Origin of the sequence: Paenibacillus ottowii, assembly GCF_050516475.1 — a bacterium.
GTDB classification, from domain to species: domain Bacteria; phylum Bacillota; class Bacilli; order Paenibacillales; family Paenibacillaceae; genus Paenibacillus; species Paenibacillus ottowii.
Map to the genome: position 1 here is coordinate 5297553 of NZ_CP191577.1, position 17250 is coordinate 5314802.

At 44.5% G+C, this 17250-nt stretch carries 17 protein-coding genes and 1 riboswitch; of the genes, 3 read left to right on the plus strand and 14 right to left on the minus strand.

Features of this window, described 5'->3' with window-relative positions; genetic code table 11:
- Window positions 1–85: 85 nt before the first annotated feature.
- From ACQQ6X_RS24400 to pdhA, 6 genes are all read right to left on the minus strand, one after another.
- A complete protein-coding gene (locus tag ACQQ6X_RS24400) occupies window positions 86–574 on the minus strand; it encodes a dihydrofolate reductase (RefSeq protein ID WP_305167948.1) in 489 nt (162 codons plus the stop codon).
- Window positions 575–591: 17 nt separating this feature from the next.
- Window positions 592–1386, minus strand: a complete 795-nt coding sequence (thyA, locus tag ACQQ6X_RS24405; protein WP_305167949.1) for a thymidylate synthase — start codon at window positions 1384–1386, stop codon at window positions 592–594.
- Window positions 1387–1647: 261 nt separating this feature from the next.
- The gene (lpdA, locus tag ACQQ6X_RS24410; protein ID WP_063212648.1) at window positions 1648–3069 is read right to left on the minus strand and encodes a dihydrolipoyl dehydrogenase; all 1422 of its coding nucleotides are present in this window, start codon (window positions 3067–3069) and stop codon (window positions 1648–1650) included.
- A 3-nt stretch (window positions 3070–3072) separates the two neighbouring features.
- A complete protein-coding gene (locus tag ACQQ6X_RS24415) occupies window positions 3073–4686 on the minus strand; it encodes a 2-oxo acid dehydrogenase subunit E2 (RefSeq protein ID WP_305167950.1) in 1614 nt (537 codons plus the stop codon).
- Between the two features lie 34 nt (window positions 4687–4720).
- On the minus strand, window positions 4721–5701 hold the full coding sequence (locus ACQQ6X_RS24420) for an alpha-ketoacid dehydrogenase subunit beta (protein WP_017427718.1): 981 nt from the start codon (window positions 5699–5701) through the stop codon (window positions 4721–4723).
- Between the two features lie 100 nt (window positions 5702–5801).
- A complete protein-coding gene (pdhA, locus tag ACQQ6X_RS24425; RefSeq protein WP_013371457.1) occupies window positions 5802–6869 on the minus strand; it encodes a pyruvate dehydrogenase (acetyl-transferring) E1 component subunit alpha in 1068 nt (355 codons plus the stop codon).
- Window positions 6870–7124: 255 nt separating this feature from the next.
- On the opposite strand from pdhA, the gene ACQQ6X_RS24430 reads away from it, so the two are divergent.
- Window positions 7125–7859: an alpha/beta hydrolase gene (locus ACQQ6X_RS24430; RefSeq protein WP_142611903.1), complete on the plus strand. Its 735-nt coding sequence runs from the start codon at window positions 7125–7127 to the stop codon at window positions 7857–7859.
- Between the two features lie 143 nt (window positions 7860–8002).
- Here ACQQ6X_RS24430 and ACQQ6X_RS24435 read toward each other — a convergent pair whose 3' ends face one another.
- Window positions 8003–8467, minus strand: coding sequence for a low molecular weight protein-tyrosine-phosphatase (locus ACQQ6X_RS24435; RefSeq protein ID WP_305167951.1), 465 nt, complete (start codon window positions 8465–8467; stop codon window positions 8003–8005).
- Window positions 8468–8612: 145 nt separating this feature from the next.
- On the opposite strand from ACQQ6X_RS24435, the gene ACQQ6X_RS24440 reads away from it, so the two are divergent.
- Both ACQQ6X_RS24440 and ACQQ6X_RS24445 read left to right on the plus strand, forming a co-directional pair.
- A complete protein-coding gene (locus ACQQ6X_RS24440) occupies window positions 8613–9254 on the plus strand; it encodes a thiamine diphosphokinase (RefSeq protein ID WP_305167952.1) in 642 nt (213 codons plus the stop codon).
- A gap of 280 nt (window positions 9255–9534) precedes the next feature.
- Window positions 9535–10035 carry a C40 family peptidase gene (locus ACQQ6X_RS24445; RefSeq protein WP_305167953.1) on the plus strand — a complete coding sequence of 167 codons (501 nt, stop codon included), beginning with the start codon at window positions 9535–9537 and terminating at the stop codon, window positions 10033–10035.
- 68 nt (window positions 10036–10103) lie between these two features.
- Here ACQQ6X_RS24445 and ACQQ6X_RS24450 read toward each other — a convergent pair whose 3' ends face one another.
- From ACQQ6X_RS24450 to ACQQ6X_RS24480, 7 genes are all read right to left on the minus strand, one after another.
- Window positions 10104–10796, minus strand: coding sequence for a response regulator transcription factor (locus tag ACQQ6X_RS24450; RefSeq protein ID WP_305167954.1), 693 nt, complete (start codon window positions 10794–10796; stop codon window positions 10104–10106).
- Window positions 10797–10946: 150 nt separating this feature from the next.
- Entirely contained in the window at window positions 10947–12005 is a 1059-nt protein-coding gene (locus ACQQ6X_RS24455) for a ThiF family adenylyltransferase (RefSeq protein ID WP_305167955.1), read from the minus strand.
- Entirely contained in the window at window positions 12002–12769 is a 768-nt protein-coding gene (locus ACQQ6X_RS24460; protein WP_305167956.1) for a thiazole synthase, read from the minus strand. The genes ACQQ6X_RS24455 and ACQQ6X_RS24460 overlap by 4 nt, the downstream gene beginning before the upstream one ends.
- A 2-nt stretch (window positions 12770–12771) precedes the next feature.
- Window positions 12772–12975: a sulfur carrier protein ThiS gene (gene thiS, locus ACQQ6X_RS24465; RefSeq protein WP_305167957.1), complete on the minus strand. Its 204-nt coding sequence runs from the start codon at window positions 12973–12975 to the stop codon at window positions 12772–12774.
- Window positions 12972–14120 (minus strand): glycine oxidase ThiO, encoded by a 1149-nt coding sequence (gene thiO / locus ACQQ6X_RS24470; protein ID WP_305167958.1) that lies wholly within the window; start codon window positions 14118–14120, stop codon window positions 12972–12974. The genes thiS and thiO overlap by 4 nt, the downstream gene beginning before the upstream one ends.
- 29 nt (window positions 14121–14149) lie before the next feature.
- Complete coding sequence (locus tag ACQQ6X_RS24475; protein ID WP_305167959.1) at window positions 14150–14770, minus strand: thiamine phosphate synthase; 621 nt, start codon at window positions 14768–14770, stop codon at window positions 14150–14152.
- Window positions 14771–15078: 308 nt separating this feature from the next.
- Window positions 15079–15187, minus strand: a riboswitch (TPP riboswitch).
- Window positions 15188–15272: 85 nt separating this feature from the next.
- On the minus strand, window positions 15273–16826 hold the full coding sequence (locus tag ACQQ6X_RS24480) for an ABC-F family ATP-binding cassette domain-containing protein (RefSeq protein WP_305167960.1): 1554 nt from the start codon (window positions 16824–16826) through the stop codon (window positions 15273–15275).
- Window positions 16827–17250: the final 424 nt, after the last annotated feature.

Genomic DNA, 17250 nt, shown 5'->3' on the forward strand with positions numbered 1-17250 from the left:
TGCAACTTTCTGCATCAACAGCCAAAAGGATTTTTTATATGGTTTATTAATTTTTCAAATGAGTGGGGTCGGATACAGCCTATTCTTATTTCGTTCTCTCGTAAACAACAAAACGATACTCATAGGGATTTTTCTCATCCTTGATACCCGGGGTCTCACTGACTATATTCCAGCCCTTCCAATCCAGCTCAGGGAAGGTCGTATCACCTTCAAAAGTCTCCTCGATTCGAGTCACAATCAGCCGATCAGCATGTGGCCAAAACAGTGAATATATCTCCGCTCCGCCAATGACCATTAGCTCTCCGTCTTGCGCTAGCTGAAGCCCCTCTGCCAGTGTATGGATCACTTCCGCACCTTCCGCCTGGTAGTGCTCATCTCGAGTCAAGATGACGTTGCGTCGGTTAGGAAGGCTTTTCCCACCGAAGGACTCCCACGTTTTGCGTCCCATGAGTACCGTTTTATGCATCGTCTGCTCTTTGAAGAAGGCCATGTCTCTGGGAAGGCGCCAAGGAAGCTTATTATCCCGGCCAATCACACCATTTTGTGCCATAGCCCATATCATTGAAATGCCCATCTTTCCACCTCCTCTAGTCAGATGGCGACAGGCGCCTTGATCCCTGGGTGATGCTCGTAATTTTCAAAAACAAAATCCTCATAAGTGTAATCAAAAATGGATTCTGGCTTGCGCAGAATTTTCAACTGTGGCAAGGGATAAGGATCACGTTCCAACTGCGTATGCACTTGTTGTATATGATTTGAATAAATATGCACATCGCCGCCTGACCAAATAAACTCTCCCGGCTCCAAGCCGCACTGCTGTGCAACCATATGCGTTAGCAATGCATAACTAGCGATGTTAAACGGCAGCCCCAGGAAGGTATCCACTGAACGCATCGTCAACATACAGGAAAGCTTTCCTCCAGCTACGTAGAACTGGAATACAAAATGACATGGCGGCAACTTCATAGATTCAATTTCAGCCACATTCCATGCACTGACGATATGTCTACGTGAATCCGGATTGTTTTTGATAGCCTCAATGACATTCGCAATTTGGTCAATATGTTGTCCGTCCTTTGTCTCCCAAGCACGCCATTGCGACCCATATACTGGCCCCAGATTCCCCTGCTCGTCTGCCCATTCATCCCAAATGCTAACCCCGTTCTCCTTGAGATAAGCAATATTGGTATCCCCTCGCAAAAACCATAATAGCTCGTGTATAACGGATTTCAAATGCACTCTTTTAGTCGTCACCAGCGGGAAGCCCTTGGCCAGATCAAAACGAAGCTGTCTTCCAAAAACAGAAATTGTTCCCGTCCCTGTCCGATCCTCTTTCTCCACTCCGTTCTCTAAAATATCCTCTAGCAATTCCAAATAGTTGCGCACGTTGTTTCTCTCCTTTGAGCATGAATAAAAAACAGCATCGTCGATTTTTAATTTTGAAACATTTGAAATTTCTCAATCTGCACCATTATCTATATTTAGTTTATCATGTACGGTACTTTGTTGACCATGTACTGTGTGAATTTTCATGTTAGCCCGATAATGTTAAAGTTAAAAAAAAGAGGCAAGGAGCGCAGATAAGCGCTCCTTGCCTCTTTTTTCATGTATGAAAACCAAAAACAAGATGAGTGAAATGGAATGGAATTAGCGACGTGGTGCCAATGCATGGATCGGATGACCCATTACGACTTCCGCTGCTTCCATCACGAGTTCGCCCAGTGTAGGGTGAGCATGGATAGTCAGGGAGATATCTTCGAGTGTAGCACCCATTTCAATCGCCAGACCCAGCTCAGCAATCAGGTTGGAAGCTTCCAAACCTACGATTTGCGTACCCAGGACCAGACCTGTATCTGCGTCAGCAACGATTTTTACAAAGCCTTCAGCAGCGTTCAGGGAAACAGCACGGCCGTTTGCTCCATAAGAGAACTTGCCAACTTTGACATTGTAGCCTTTTTCTTTGGCTTGTGCCTCTGTGTAGCCTACGCTAGAGCATTCTGGATCTGTGAACACTACAGCCGGAATACATTTGTAGTCTACAACAGATGGTTGGCCTGCGATTGCTTCAGCAGCTACTTTACCTTCATATGAAGCTTTGTGAGCCAGAGCAAGACCAGGAACAATATCGCCAATTGCGAAGATGTGAGGGATGCTAGTGCGTCCTTGGTGGTCAACTTTCACCAATCCACGTTCATCTAGTTCTACACCAATCAGATCCAGACCCAGTTCTCCGTCTGTATTTGGACGACGTCCAACAGTGACCAGCAGGTACTCAGCAGTTACTTCTTTGCTTTCACCGTTAACAGAGAATTTCACTGTTACATCTTTATCAGTTTGTTCCGCACTTTCCGCTTTAGCGCCAGTGAAAATTTCGATACCTGTTTTCTTCATGCTTTTCGCAACGATGGAAGTCATATCTTTGTCAAAGCCAGGAAGAACAGTATCCATACCTTCAATGATCGTTACTTTGGAACCGAATTTGGAATACATTTGTCCAAGCTCTGCACCAATGTATCCACCACCGATAACGATCAGGCTTTTCGGGATTTCAGGCAGGTTCAATGCTTCTGTAGAGGACAGAATGCGTCCGCCAAATGGGAATGGCTTCAATTCGATAGGACGGGAACCTGTTGCGATAATTGCATTTTTAAAACGGTAACGTGGTGATTCATGTTCGTTGAATACACGCGCTTCGTTTTCATTGATAAACATACACTCACCATTGAAAACTTCAACTTTGTTACCTTTGAGCAAGCCGCTTACGCCGCCTGTCATTTTCTTAACAACACCGTTTTTAAATTCTTGTGTTTTAGCGAAATCAACTTTTACATTTTCAGCTGTAATACCGAAAGTTTCGCCATGTTTAGCTGCTTCGTATTGATGAGCCGCAGAGATCAAAGCTTTGGATGGAATACATCCACGGTTCAGACAAACACCGCCCAGCTCAGATTTATCAACGATCAATACGCTTTGTCCCAATTGTGCGGCACGGATGGCAGCTACATAGCCGCCAGGACCCGCACCGATAACCAATGTGTCAATATCCAGAGAAGCGTCTCCTACTACCATTGATTACACCTCCATTACAAGCAGCTCAGGGTTAGCGAGCAGCTGTTTAATATAGTTCATGAAGTTTTGAGCAGTTGCACCGTCAATAATACGGTGGTCAAAGCTCAGGGAAAGGGCCATTACTGGAGCGGCAACAATTTCACCGTTTTTCACGACTGCTTTTTCACTGATGCGGCCAGTACCCAAAATTGCAACCTCAGGGAAGTTGATGATTGGAGTAAAGAACATACCGCCTGCGGAACCAATGTTAGTGATGGAAATCGTGCTTCCTCTCATTTCATTGGCAGCCAATTTTCCATCGCGACCGCGTACAGCCAGATCACGGATAGAATCAGCGATCATCCAGATGCTCTTACGATCAGCATCTTTGATAACAGGAACGATCAAGCCGTTGTCTGTATCTGTAGCGATACCGATGTTGTAGTATTTTTTGTAGACAATTTCGTTAGCTTCTTCGTCGATCGAGGCATTCAAAGCCGGGAATTGACGGGAAGCAGCAACCAAAGCTTTTACGATGAATGGCAGGTAAGTTACTTTGGTGCCTTTCTTCTCTGCAATTGGTTTCATGCGAGTACGGAAAGCAACCAGCTCAGTTACATCCACTTCGTCCATAATTGTAACGTGTGGAGCTGTGTAAGCCGATTTAACCATCGCATTGGAAATAGCTTTACGGATACCTTTAAATGGTACGCGCTCTTCCTCAGCACGCGGATCTGCAGCTGGTGCGGATGGTGCTGCTGCTTTCGCTTCTTTTTTAGCTGGCTCTTGCGCTTTTGCAGCTTCTTTTGCTACTGGTGCAGCCACTTGGCCTCCGCCATTTTTGAAAGCTTCTACATCTTCTTTAGTGATTTTACCATTTTTACCGGAGCCACTCACTTGAGCAATGTTAACACCTTGCTCACGAGCAAATTTACGTACGCTAGGAGTAGCTAATACGTCTTTGTTTGAAGCAGCAGGTGTTACACCTGGTTTCGTGTTCGCTCCACCTTTTGCAGCATCCTCTTCTTGTTTAACAGCAGCTGGTGCTTCTTCTTGCTCTGGAAGTTCACCTTCAGCAGCAATGACAGCCACAACTTGACCTACGTTGAAAATGTCTCCGTCTTTGGCAAATACTTCTTGTACCGTACCATTAACCGGACATGGAACTTCAACTACAGCCTTGTCGTTTTGTACTTCCATGATGATATCATCATCAGTTACTTTGTCGCCGGGTTTGATATGCATCTTGATGATTTCACCTTCGTGCAGACCTTCGCCCAGCTCTGGGAATTTATATTCAAATCTAGCTGCACCTGCAGCTCCGCTTTGTGCGGCAGCACTTGGCTCAGGGCTAGCAGCTGGTGCTTCTGGTGCATCTTCTTGCTCAGGAAGTTCTCCTTCTGCGTCGATGACAGCCACGACTTGACCTACGTTGAAAACGTCTCCGTCTTTGGCAAATACTTCTTGTACTGTACCATTAACCGGACATGGAACTTCAACTACAGCCTTATCGTTTTGTACTTCCATGATGATATCATCATCAGTTACTTTGTCGCCGGGTTTGATGTGCATCTTGATGATTTCGCCTTCGTGAAGACCTTCACCCAGCTCCGGAAATTTATATTCAAATTTTGCCACGTTTAAAACCTCCCAAATTTACGGTGTGCTTTAATTAAAATTCCATTACTTTATTAACCGCATCAATGATACGTGTTGGCGTTGGCAACCAAGTATCTTCAATTTGAGCAAATGGATAAACGGTATCCGGACCTGCTACACGCAGAACTGGCGCTTCCAGATGCAGGATTGCTTTTTCGTTAATTTGTGCAATAACTTCAGCAGCCACACCTGCGCTCTTTTGCGCTTCTTGAACAACGATCGCACGGTTCGTTTTTTGAACGGAAGCAACAATGGTATCAATGTCAATCGGGCTGATTGTACGCAAATCAATGATTTCCACTTTAATACCCTTTGTTTTTTCCAGCTCTTCAGCAGCCTTAACCGAAGTGTGTACCATCATACCGTAAGTAATGATCGTCACATCGGAACCTTCACGAACTACATTTGCCTTGCCTAGTTCAACTGTGTAATCATTCTCAGGAACTTCAGCACGGAATGCATGGTACAGGTTCAAATGCTCCATGAAAAATACTGGGTCGTTATCACGAATAGACGCGATCATAAGACCTTTAGCATCGTAAGGGTTGGAAGGAACAACAACCTTAATACCTGGTGTTTGAGTCAAAAGACCTTCCAGGGAGTCTGTGTGCAGCTCAGCTGCTTTAACGCCGCCACCGAAAGGTGTACGGAATACGATTGGAGAATTGTAACGTCCACCGGAACGGTAACGCATACGGGATGCTTGAATTGCCATTTGATCGAGCGCTTCAAAGATAAAGCCTACGAACTGGATTTCAGCTACAGGGCGGAAGCCTTGGATACCCAGACCGACAGCAAGACCCCCGATTGCGGATTCCGCCAGCGGAGTATCGAATACACGTTCTTCGCCAAATTCTTTTTGCAGACCTTCTGTAGCGCGGAATACGCCACCTACATGACCTACGTCTTCACCGAAAAGCAGGACGTTAGGGTCGCGTTTCAACTCTACGCGCAGTGCGTCACGAATCGCTTCTTTCATGTTCATTTGTGCCATTTGCTTCATTTCCTCCTTAAACATTGACAGATCAGTTTCAGTTCAGGTCAATCGAAAAACAGACCGGATCGGGTTGCCGCCCGGTCTCTTTCAAATTCAATTATTTAAAATCAGCTTTTTGCTCTTCCAAGTGCTTAGGCGTAGTTTCGAACATACTATCGATCAAGCCAGGAATTGTCATTTTTTCTGTTTTCTCAGCTTTTTTGATCTCTTCGTTGACTTTTGCCTTAGCTTCTTCTTTTACGCGAGCTGTATCTTCTTCAGTCCAAAGACCTTTTTTCTCAAGGTATTTCGCAAAGCGGGCAATTGGATCTTTCGCATTCCATTCGCCTTCTTCTTCTTTAGAACGATATTTCGTCGCATCATCAGAAAGGGAATGTGGACGGAAACGGTAAGTAACCGCTTCAATCAATGTTGCACCTTCGCCATTACGTCCACGCTCTGCAGCTTCTTGAACAGCTTTAATAACGGCAAGCACGTCCATACCGTCAATTTTCACGCCTTTAATACCAGCAGCTACTGCTTTATGAGCGATCGAAAGAGCAGCCGTTTGTTTTGAGAATGGCGTTGTGATCGCGTAACCATTATTTTGCACAAAGAAAATAACTGGCAACTTGTATACACCAGCGTAGTTCAGACCTTCGTAGAAATCACCTTCGGAAGAACCGCCGTCGCCTGTATATGTAATGACGACTTGTTTTTGTTTTTTCAGTTTGTAGCCCATTGCAATACCCATAGCGTGCAGAATTTGCGCACCAATGATGATTTGCGGCATCAATACGTTAACACCGTCCGGTATTTGACCACCATGTTGATGGCCACGGGAATACAAGAAAGCTTGATATAATGGCAGGCCATGCCAAACGAGTTGCGGAATATCTCGGTAGCCTGGTGCAATAAAGTCTTCTTTTTGGAGCGCAAATTCGCTACCAACCATTGTTGCTTCTTGTCCGGATACCGGAGCGTAGAAGCCGAGACGTCCTTGACGGCCCAAGTTAACAGCACGGTCATCCCAAGTACGTGTAAATACCATACGATACATAATTTCTTTCAATTGATCATCTGTAAGTTTAGGCAATTTATCTTTATTGATAATTTCACCATCCGGAGAAAGCACGGACAGAGCCTCAACTTCCTCTGTGTAAACTTCATAAGGAACCTTGCTCATTTTCTTCACCTCAACAAAAAAATTTGAATATCAAGTTCCGCTGTTATAGGATTATTATACACCTGTTATATCGCTCGCGTCAAAGATTTAGTTATTTTTTTTGAGTTTGGCACATTTTTGTGTATGTAACAGGGTGAGTTTTTTACTATAACAGCTTAGTACATGATTGAAATTTTAAACATCTATTGCAATCAGGGTAATCTTAACTTATTGTGATCCTTAATGCAAAATAATACCCAAGAAAGGTGACGAAAAATGACGGATTCTCGGTATTTAAAACGAACCATCCTTAAAGACGAAGTAGAGAGCCGCTTACTTGGCGAAACCCGCACTCTCCGGATTTATTTGCCGCCCGGCTATAATGAAATATTGAGCTACCCGGTTGTCTACTGTCAGGATGGAGAGGAATTCTTCAATTTTGGACGCATTGCAACACACGCCAACCGGCTCATACTGGATGAAGGCGTAGAACCCTTCATTATTGTAGGCGTGGAAGTGAACACCAAGATCAGAACTCAGGAGTACGCTCCCTTCGGTAATCGTTTTGCGGCATACACTGCCTGTTTTGCAGAAGAGATTATTCCCTATGTGGAACAAAAGTATCCTATAAGAAAAGATGCAGCGTCCCGCATTCTGGCTGGAGATTCACTGGGTGGCAGTGTGTCTCTGCACTTGGCACTGTTGTATCCCGAGCTGTTTAACCGCATTATTAGTCTCTCAGGTGCCTACTATGAAGCTTCGCAAGAAATTATTGCCCGTGAGAAAGAACTGTCTCATCTGCGTGTTTGGATGACAGTTGGCCTTCAGGAAGATGCTTTTGAGAGTGATACCGGCATTTACAACTTTGTAGAACTGAACCGACAATGCGCAGATTTGCTGCGCGAACGGAACGCCGAAGTTTCTTATCGTGAAAAGGATGGCAAACATTTGTGGGGCTTTTGGCAAAACGAGCTGCCTGACGCGCTAATGTATTTTTTGGATCACGCCTGAATAATAAAGATCCTGGGCAACAATGAGGAATGGAGCATTGACCTTCGAGGTCATAAGTCTCTTTCCTCTTTCTCGTATTTTGGTTGCGCTTTCAAAAATGTATAACGAAAAACGGCAATGATTGCCGTTATCTATCGTTCACATTATAGCTTTTCTTCTATGATCATGTCCAGCAAGGCATTGCATCCAGCGTCCATTAATCGATAGGTCTCTTCAAAATTTCCAGTAAAATACGGGTCAGGTACTTCTCTTAACGTTTCTTGAGGAAGCAAATCCATGAATTTTAGAATATCAGCATCTGCTCCACCTGTAAGTTTGCGCATGTTTCGTTCATTAGAGTCATCCATGCACACAATATAGTCAAACGCATCAAAATCACGTTCTGTTATTTGCCGTGCCTGTATGCCTTGCTCGCTAATTCCGTGTAGCTTAAGTTGCTTTAGCGTTCCCTCATGCGGAGGATTTCCAATATGCCAGTCGCCTGTTCCAGCCGAGTCCACCTGGATTTCTGCGTCTAGTCCCCGTTCCTTTACCTTATGTCTCAGTATGGCCTCCCCCATCGGAGAGCGGCAAATATTGCCCAAACACACAAACAAAACGTTAATCATTTCATTCCCCTTCCTATTCACGTTACACTTCTTTTTCTGTTCCATTGTAGCCAGGTCCTCCAAAATTGTGCAAGCCATATTTAAAGCGGTATACTTAAAATGAGCGTATATATGGGACCGTATACAGAAAGAAAGGATGTTGGACATGACGAAAAAACGAGCCATTGTATTTTCAGGCGGTCGTCTTATTGAAAAAGATTTACAACAAATACAACCCGATGATTTTATTATAGGTGCAGATAAAGGCGCTCTTTTTCTGATAAAGCACGGTGTTACACCACATGTCTCTGTAGGAGATTTTGATTCGATTACACCTGAGGAACAAGAACAGGTAAAATCAGCAAGCCAACGTATGATTGCCTGCGATCCAGTACATAAGGACTTAACTGATACAGAGCTTGCTTTAGAAATTGCTATGGAAGAACAAGCAGATCATGTACTCTTGCTCGGTGTTACTGGCACTCGAATGGACCACACCTTAGCCAATGTTCAAATATTAGTACGGGCCATGCAGCATCACATTAGTTGCGCTATCATGGACGAACATAATTTTATTGAGCTCACCGGATCAACGCTGGAAATCCAGCCTATGGGCTATACATATACATCGCTCATTCCTTTGACCCCCGAAGTAACAGGTATAGAACTGGAAGGATTTATGTATCCACTTCACAATGCCACCCTCAAAATGGGACAATCACGTGGTGTAAGTAATAAGCTAACAGCTGAAAAAGGCACGATCTCCATCAAAAGTGGTCTGCTACTGGTTATTCAAAGTAAAGATTAATTATGACATTGTTGTAACTATTACAAAGACTGTTCAACCACCCAAAACCCTTATTAATCAAGGGTTTTTCCGTTTACCCATGTTCAAGAATCCATTTATTTTTTACAAATTGTAATTTTTAATCGTTTTTTAATAATCACGATGTATGCCTTGTCCCACAAGCATTTGAGCATAGTTTTCCAACTATTAGGCGGCTTCAAAACTGTTATACTCAACGCTGTCAGTTAGTTAGCAACTCAGCAAAATATTGCACAAATCATTTTTTGGAGGTACTTACAACATGAATATGCATAAAATCATAAAAAAGGTAATTATCGCAGGAGTCGCTGCCACGATCGGCTTTGGTACTTTTGCCATTGAGGGAACAAATACAGCACAAGCTGCTACTGTTACTACTTCTGTAGGTCAAAAAGTAATTGACTACGGTAAAAAATATATGGGTACTCCTTATAAGTTTGGAGCTTCCACCAGCACCACCCGCAATTTTGACTGTTCTTCTTTCATGAAGCACATTTTCAAAAAATACGGAGTCGATTTGCCGCGCACTTCTGTTGAACAGTCTAAAGTCGGACACGCCGTATCCAAGTCTAATTTGAAAAAAGGAGACCTAGTGTTCTTTTCAAGCGGTAGCCGTGCCACAGGACATAACATTACTCACGTAGCAGTCTATATGGGCGGGGGTAAAATTTTACACACCTATGGTGCACCTGGGGTGACCATCTCTGATTTGAACTCTGGCAACTGGAAAAGAACATACATTAAAGCACGTCGCGTGCTGTAATGTAAAACTCATTTGAAATAGGTAAGCCGGGACGAAAACGTTCCGGCTTTTTATATCATTTATGCTGATTAAATTGCTTCGGTTGGCGTTCTGAGTGAGTAGCCAATCCCTCGTTCGGTTCGAATCATTTTAAACTTTTGTCCCTTATCTACTTTAACCCTCAAATGTCTGATGTACACGTCTACTACGTTCGTATCAGCGATATAATCATGTTTCCAAACATCCTTTAATATTTGCTGCCTGCTACAAACTTGGTTAAGATGTATTGCCAGATGCAGCAAAAGATCGAATTCTTTCGGAGTTAATTCCAGTTTTCGCTCCCCTCTCCTCACCGTTCTGCTTGCCGTGTCTATATGTAAATCTCCTGCTTCGATTGCCCTCTTCACATCACGTTCTACACCGAAAATTCGTAATAAATTAGCTATTCTAGCCTGAAGAACTCTAGGATAGAAGGGCACTACCATTACATCATGTGCTCCTTGTTCAAAGCAGGAAACAATATGTGCCTCCTCATTTGAAGAAATCATTGCAAGGATCGGTACATGAGGATAGCTCTGCTGCAAAATGCGAATCAAGCCTTCAGCACCATCCCGTTCATCTTTAACGTTCAGGAGTAGCAGACTTACAGGATTCTGAGCTGTATAAGAGTTTGCATCCGACAAATTGCGAACATGAACCACCTGATAACCTGCCTGCTCCAATGGACGAACGATTACAGCGGGCGCTTCATTTTCATCCACAAGTACAATTAACGGGCTCATCTTTTCACCCACCTAATTTGGACATCGCATTACATATTTGGATACGAACAAGTTTGTTATAAGCCATTAAACATATTTGTATTAGTGTAACAAAAAAGCAGAAAATCATTCTCTGAAGAATGGCTTTCTGCTTTTTTGTTTATATTGTTTTTAGCCCAAATAGCGATGATACAGACTTCTTGCTGTCGCCACGTCCTTTGTCCCATGAATCAATGCTCTGCCATCCGCAAAAACAACCAAGCGATGCTCGTCTACACTAAAGGAAACCAGATACGAATTCCACTCTACGTTCCCCTCGCTCAATGCTGCAAATCTATCTGCTATCTCTGCGAGATCTAGATGTGCCCGGTTCGCGGGTCTGATTTGAACGGTCTCCCTGCCGCACAAAATATCTGTTTTCTGCCGATGAGAGACCGATAAATAGGGATACGTCGGTTGGCTACCGCAAGAAGGACAATTCGCCTTTTTAAGACGATCCACTGCTATTGCTACATACTCATTTTTCCACAAATCAAACGAAAGTAATTTCCCTCTCAAGTCCTCGGGATACCCACCAAGAAGTTTGAAAGCTTCTGTAGTCTGATTAGCCGTGACCATTTGTACGGCCTGCGGAATAATGCCGGCCGTATCACAAGTCTCCCCTCCAAACGGTACAGTTCCCATCAGACAATGTAGACAAGGCGTTTGACCCGGTAAAAAAGTGTAAGTTACACCGTAGCTGCCCACACATCCTCCATAAATCCAAGGAATACGATGCTTGAGTGCCATGTCATTCATAAGAAGCCGGGTATCGAAGTTATCGGTTGCGTCCATCATGAGATCCACTCCCTGGATTAACTCCTCCAGCTCTTCTACCCCAACATCCAAGACATGTGCATGTATGACTGTTTCCGAATTGATATCCTTTAATCTTCGCTCGGCAGCTACTGCTTTGGGACACCTTTGCGCAGCATCACTTTCCTGAAAAAGCTGCTGGCGCTGCAAATTGCTCCATTCCACATAATCCCGGTCTACGAGACTTACCGTACCTACGCCTCCACGAACTAGCGTTTCTGCAATACCTGTACCCAACGCTCCAACGCCTATGATTAGTACATGAGAGGAAGCAAGCCGGCGTTGTCCTGTCGGTCCAAAGGGTGCAAACCTTTCCTGTCTGGAATAACGGTCACTTTGTGGTGGTTCAGCACCGGATTTTTCAGTTATCCTCATCCCTGAACCATACCTTCTACCGGACTGCTTGCTGAAGCATAGCGTTTTACAGGAATCATCCCTGCCTCAAAACCATATCTACCTGCACGTACAGCCAGCTTCATGGCCTCAGCCATTTTTACAGGATCCTTCGCTCCCGAGACAGCTGTATTCAGCAAAACACCATCTGCTCCCAACTGCATTGCCATTGCTGCGTCACCAGGTGAGCGAATACCAGCATCGACAATGACCGGAACTTCCGCTTGTTCAATAATCAACTCTAATGAAAATGGATTGAGCAACCCATGTCCTGTACCAATGGGTGACGCCCCAGGCATAACGGCATGTACTCCAAGCTCTTGTAACCTCTTCGCTAGTATCACATCATCCGATATGTAGGGCAGTACAACAAAGCCTTCCTCTAGCAGCTTTTCACTAGCTTTCAACGTTTCAAAAGGGTCAGGCAACAGCGTCTTGCTATCCCCAATGACCTCCACCTTAATCATATCGCACAAGCCGGAGGCTTTTGCCAACTTGGCAATACGGATGGCCTCTTCTGCTGTAGTTGCTCCTGCTGTGTTGGGAAGAAGTGTATACCGGCTCAAATCCAACGTATCGAGAAAATGCTGCTTGTCTCGTTCCTCCAAATTAAGTCTGCGTACGGCGAACGTTAATATTTCCGTCTCAGCAGCCTCTACAGCTTGGGATTGGATGTCCAGATCCGAGAATTTCCCTGTTCCCAGTAACAGCCTAGAGGTAAAAGATGCTTTTCCAATGGTTAACATGATCAACCGCCTCCTACAAAATGTACAATTTCCAAGCAATCTCCATCCTTAAGTACCGTTTCATGATGATCTTCACGGGTCAATATATGCCGATTCAGCTCCACCACTACGGTTTTCACCTTTAGATCAAGTTCATGCAGCAACTGATCCACACGAGTGATCCGATTAGAAACGGTCATGCTCTGTCCGTTAATGGTCAGCTTCATAAACTTTCCTCCTTGAGAAGTTCAGAAGAAAATTTGCTTATTCCAAGTTCAGCCACATCAGCCCCTTTAAGCATAGCGGCCATCGCTCGCCCAGTCGCATCACTAAGCAGGACACCGTTGCGATAATGCCCGACTGCAGCATAGGCGCCCTCCACTCCAGGAACAGGGCCAATAAAAGGCCGCTCCGCTGCTGCCTGCGGACGCAAGCCCGCCCAAGCACGTATAAAAGAAGCTTCGTGTACACGCGGTAACCAAAACGATGCACGTTCCAACAGTCCCTTTAATCCACCCGCGGTCACCTCTTTGTCATATTGATGTGGAAGACTCGTGGCGCCAATCCAAAGCTCGTTATTCTGTTTAGGTACGAGGTAAACATCATCGGCATAAATAGTATAATCCAACGGATGATCTTTCAAAGATACAGCTACCGCTTCGCCCTTAACCGGATAAAGTGGATAATCAAATCCAATCTGCTCTAACAATTTTAAGCTGTCCAAACCTGCAGCAATCACGACCTGATCGCAGGAAAAGAAACCAATGTCCGTTCGCGCACCGCAAACTCGACCGTCCTGTATAACCAGTTCCTCAGCTTGAGTTCCAGACCATATTGTTGCCCCCAGCACCGCAGCTGCCCCTGCATAAGCACGGCAAAGCTGGACAGGGGCCACTTGTGTCTCCTTCGAACGATAGATAGCCCCAATTACTTGATCTGCCAAGCCCGGAATCCGTCGCGCCAGTTCCTTGGCATCCCACCAAACGGGACAATCATCCTCTCGCATCTTAGCAGCATTCCAGCGTTTTTGGCCCTCTGCTTCCGAACGAAAAGGAGTCACAAAGCCTTCTGTACGAAATTGCACTGAAATACCCGATAAACGCTCCAAATCACTGACAAGTTCAGGGAATGCATCCCGACTTGCACGGGCAAATCGTGCCAGTTCAAGGTCTGTGAACTCTTCACTTTCCGCTGCCAGCATTCCCACCGCTGCTCCTGATGCTCCCTCACCGGGGATCCATCGTTCCAGCATAATTGTACTTCGTCCCTCCTTGGCCACATGATAAGCAATGGAACTGCCGATCACTCCTCCACCTATGACCAAACATTCAGCGTGTGCTATCGCTTTGGTCTCTGTATGTGTCTCTGACATTTATCCCCTGTCTCCTATCTGGTGAGTATTCAACTTTCTTTAGTCCGTTTTCTAGCTTCAGATTCGAGAATTACAAGATCCACCATTCGCCTATATTCCATCGCTGCTGCAATGGGGGACTCAGCTTCCCAAATACCAGACATCACGGCAATTCCGCTTGCTCCGGCATGATAAAGCTCTGGAACATGGTGCGGTTGTATGCCGCCGAGCGCAATCACCGGAATGTCCGACAATCCGCATATGCGTTCTAGCTGTGCTATCCCCCGTGGTACAAGTCCGGCCTTGCAAGAGGTCTCATATACATGACCATACAGTACATAGTCCGCTCCTGCCTGCTCGGCAGCCTGTACCTCCTCCAATGAATGAACAGATACTCCACAGCGTGTGCCCTCTAGCAGTAGACTTTTTGCATCTACTACAGATAACCCATTAGCCGGTAGCTGGACAGCTCCTGCCAAGGTAAGTAAAGCTACGTCCACACGATCATTTACTACAATTTTCTGCAAAGGAACTTTCTGCTCCAGCATGCTACGAGTCAAAGAAAGCAAAGCAGACGCGCCTTTCTGTTTTGAACGTACGTGTACATAGTGAATGTAAGGATAAATAGCGGCAGCCACTTGAGGGACATCTACACAGGACACACTTTCCATCGTGATTACGTGTAATTCGATTTCAATTTCACCTCACTTGAGCTAAAAAATATAATCGTATTAGCTGAACTTATATTGTTGCAGCTCCATATAGGTAATATCATACAGAGCTAGCCACATGTGCCAGCAATAATGAAAGGAGACCATATGTAAATTCGTCTACGGAAGATCGAACTAATGAAAAGAACGAAACACAAAAAACCACTTCCCTAAGGAAGTGGTTAGACGAACGTTCAAAATCAAACGGACTAATATATCCGTAAACGTATATCGTTCCCCGCACGAACAAAAGTAAAGAGCGTCTCTTGTTTGTACGGTGCTCACTTCCCTACGCTGGCATAACCCAGATCAGGTACAAAGGGTCCGAAATCCATTTATTCCGTCTCAGCCGCATGGGCGGCTCCCCTAGTGTGACTATTTTATTGTATCAGCTAAGGATAGCTTAGCATATTTTCCTAATTCTGCAAACCCTATATTGTGTGAAATATGCCAGAACTGGATTTTAGTTTACTTTACTAGACCACTCTTCCACATTCCACGTTTTGGTTACCCAATCTTCGTAAAAGTCCGGTTCGTGGGATACAAGCAATACGGTCCCTTTGTATTCCTTCAATGCGCGTTTCAATTCATCCTTTGCTTTGACGTCCAAGTGGTTGGTAGGCTCATCAAACAGTACCCAGTTGCTCTCACGCATTAATAGTTTACAAAGACGGACTTTAGCCTGCTCTCCACCACTAAGCGCAGATAGAGGCCGTGTGATATGCTCATTCTTCAAACCGCAGCGTGCCAAATGCGCTCGTACTTCATGCTGATTCAAATGTGGGAATTCATTCCACACATCGTCAATCGGCGTAATTTTTCCAGCCTTTACTTCCTGCTCAAAATAAGCAGGCTGCAAGAAATCACCTTGATAGGTTTTTCCGCTGATTGGCGGAATTTTTCCCAAAATGGTTTTGAGCAACGTAGACTTCCCGACCCCATTGCAGCCGACAATTGCAATCTTTTCGCCACGTTCGATCGTCATGGACATTTTAGGCAGAAGGGCATGTGTATAACCAATTTCAAAATCAATACCCTCAAAAACCGTTTTCCCACTCGCACGGGCTTCTTTGAATTGAAAGGTTGGCTTTGCAGCTTCTTCAGGCTTATCAATACGTTCGATCCGGTCAAGCTGCTTTTCACGGCTTTTTGCTCGGCCTGATGTAGATGCGCGCGCTTTATTGCGCTGAATAAAATCTTCCTGTTTCTTAATATATTCCTGCTGCTTCTCATATGCATCAATATGCTGGGCTTTGTTCAGATCCGCCATTTCAAGAAACTTTTCATAGTTAGCTGAATAACGGGTCATCTTAGCGAATTCAAGATGGTAGATGACATTAACGACTTGGTTCATAAATTCAGTATCATGTGAGATTAGGATAAAAGCATAAGGATAATCCTTCAAATATCTCGTAAGCCATTCAATATGCTCCACATCCAAATAGTTGGTAGGCTCATCCAACAGCAATACATTCGGCTTTTCCAACAGCAACTTAGCAAGCAGGACCTTTGTCCGTTGTCCACCACTAAGTGCAGCTACATCCCGATCCAGTCCTATGGCAGAAAGCCCTAGTCCATTCGCCATTTCTTCAACCTTCACATCAATGAGATAAAAATCCCCCATATCCAGTTGCTCTTGAATTTCTCCCATCTGTTCCAGCAGGACTTCCAACTCTTCGGGAGAAGCATCTCCCATTTTGTCCGTAATCTGCATCATTTCCTTTTCCAGCTCCAACAGAGGAAGAAAAGCATCTTTTAATACATCACGTACTGTTTTACCTGGTGTCAGCTTGGTGTGCTGATCTAGATAACCATAACGCACACGTGGAGTCCATTCCACTCTGCCTTCATCCTTAAGCAATTTTCCAGTCAGAATGTTCATGAGTGTCGATTTACCAACACCGTTAGCTCCTACCAATCCTACACGTTCCCCCGCAAGCAATCGAAAGGAAACATTTTTAAATAATGCACGGTCCCCAAAGTTGTGGGATACATTTTCTACAGTCAATAAACTCATAAGCTGTTTTTGGCTCCTTATTGTCATCGGCGCTGCCGACTGTTCTTATATAATACATTTGATTTCTTTCAAAGCTTTATTGTAGCACATCCGGCAACCTTATCGGAATATGAAAACAGCGAATTTTAAGGTTTTCATATGGATTAGTCTAAAAAGAAAACCAGCAAATGTTTGTCAAGGGGTGCCTTGTCTATTCCTCTATCACTTATAGCTTGCGTACCCGTATCACCCCGAAACAAGCAGTATGAGTATTCATAGGTGCTTTGATTATCTGGAAGCTTATAGATGTAGTACTCTCAACTATGACACTAATCGAAATTGATCTTTTAGTGAGTTCTTCCTCGGGGTTAGCTATCATCAGTATAATCAACCCAGTAAGTTGATAAGTCAAATAGCCACCAGTATTACTTCACAAGAAAAGGGC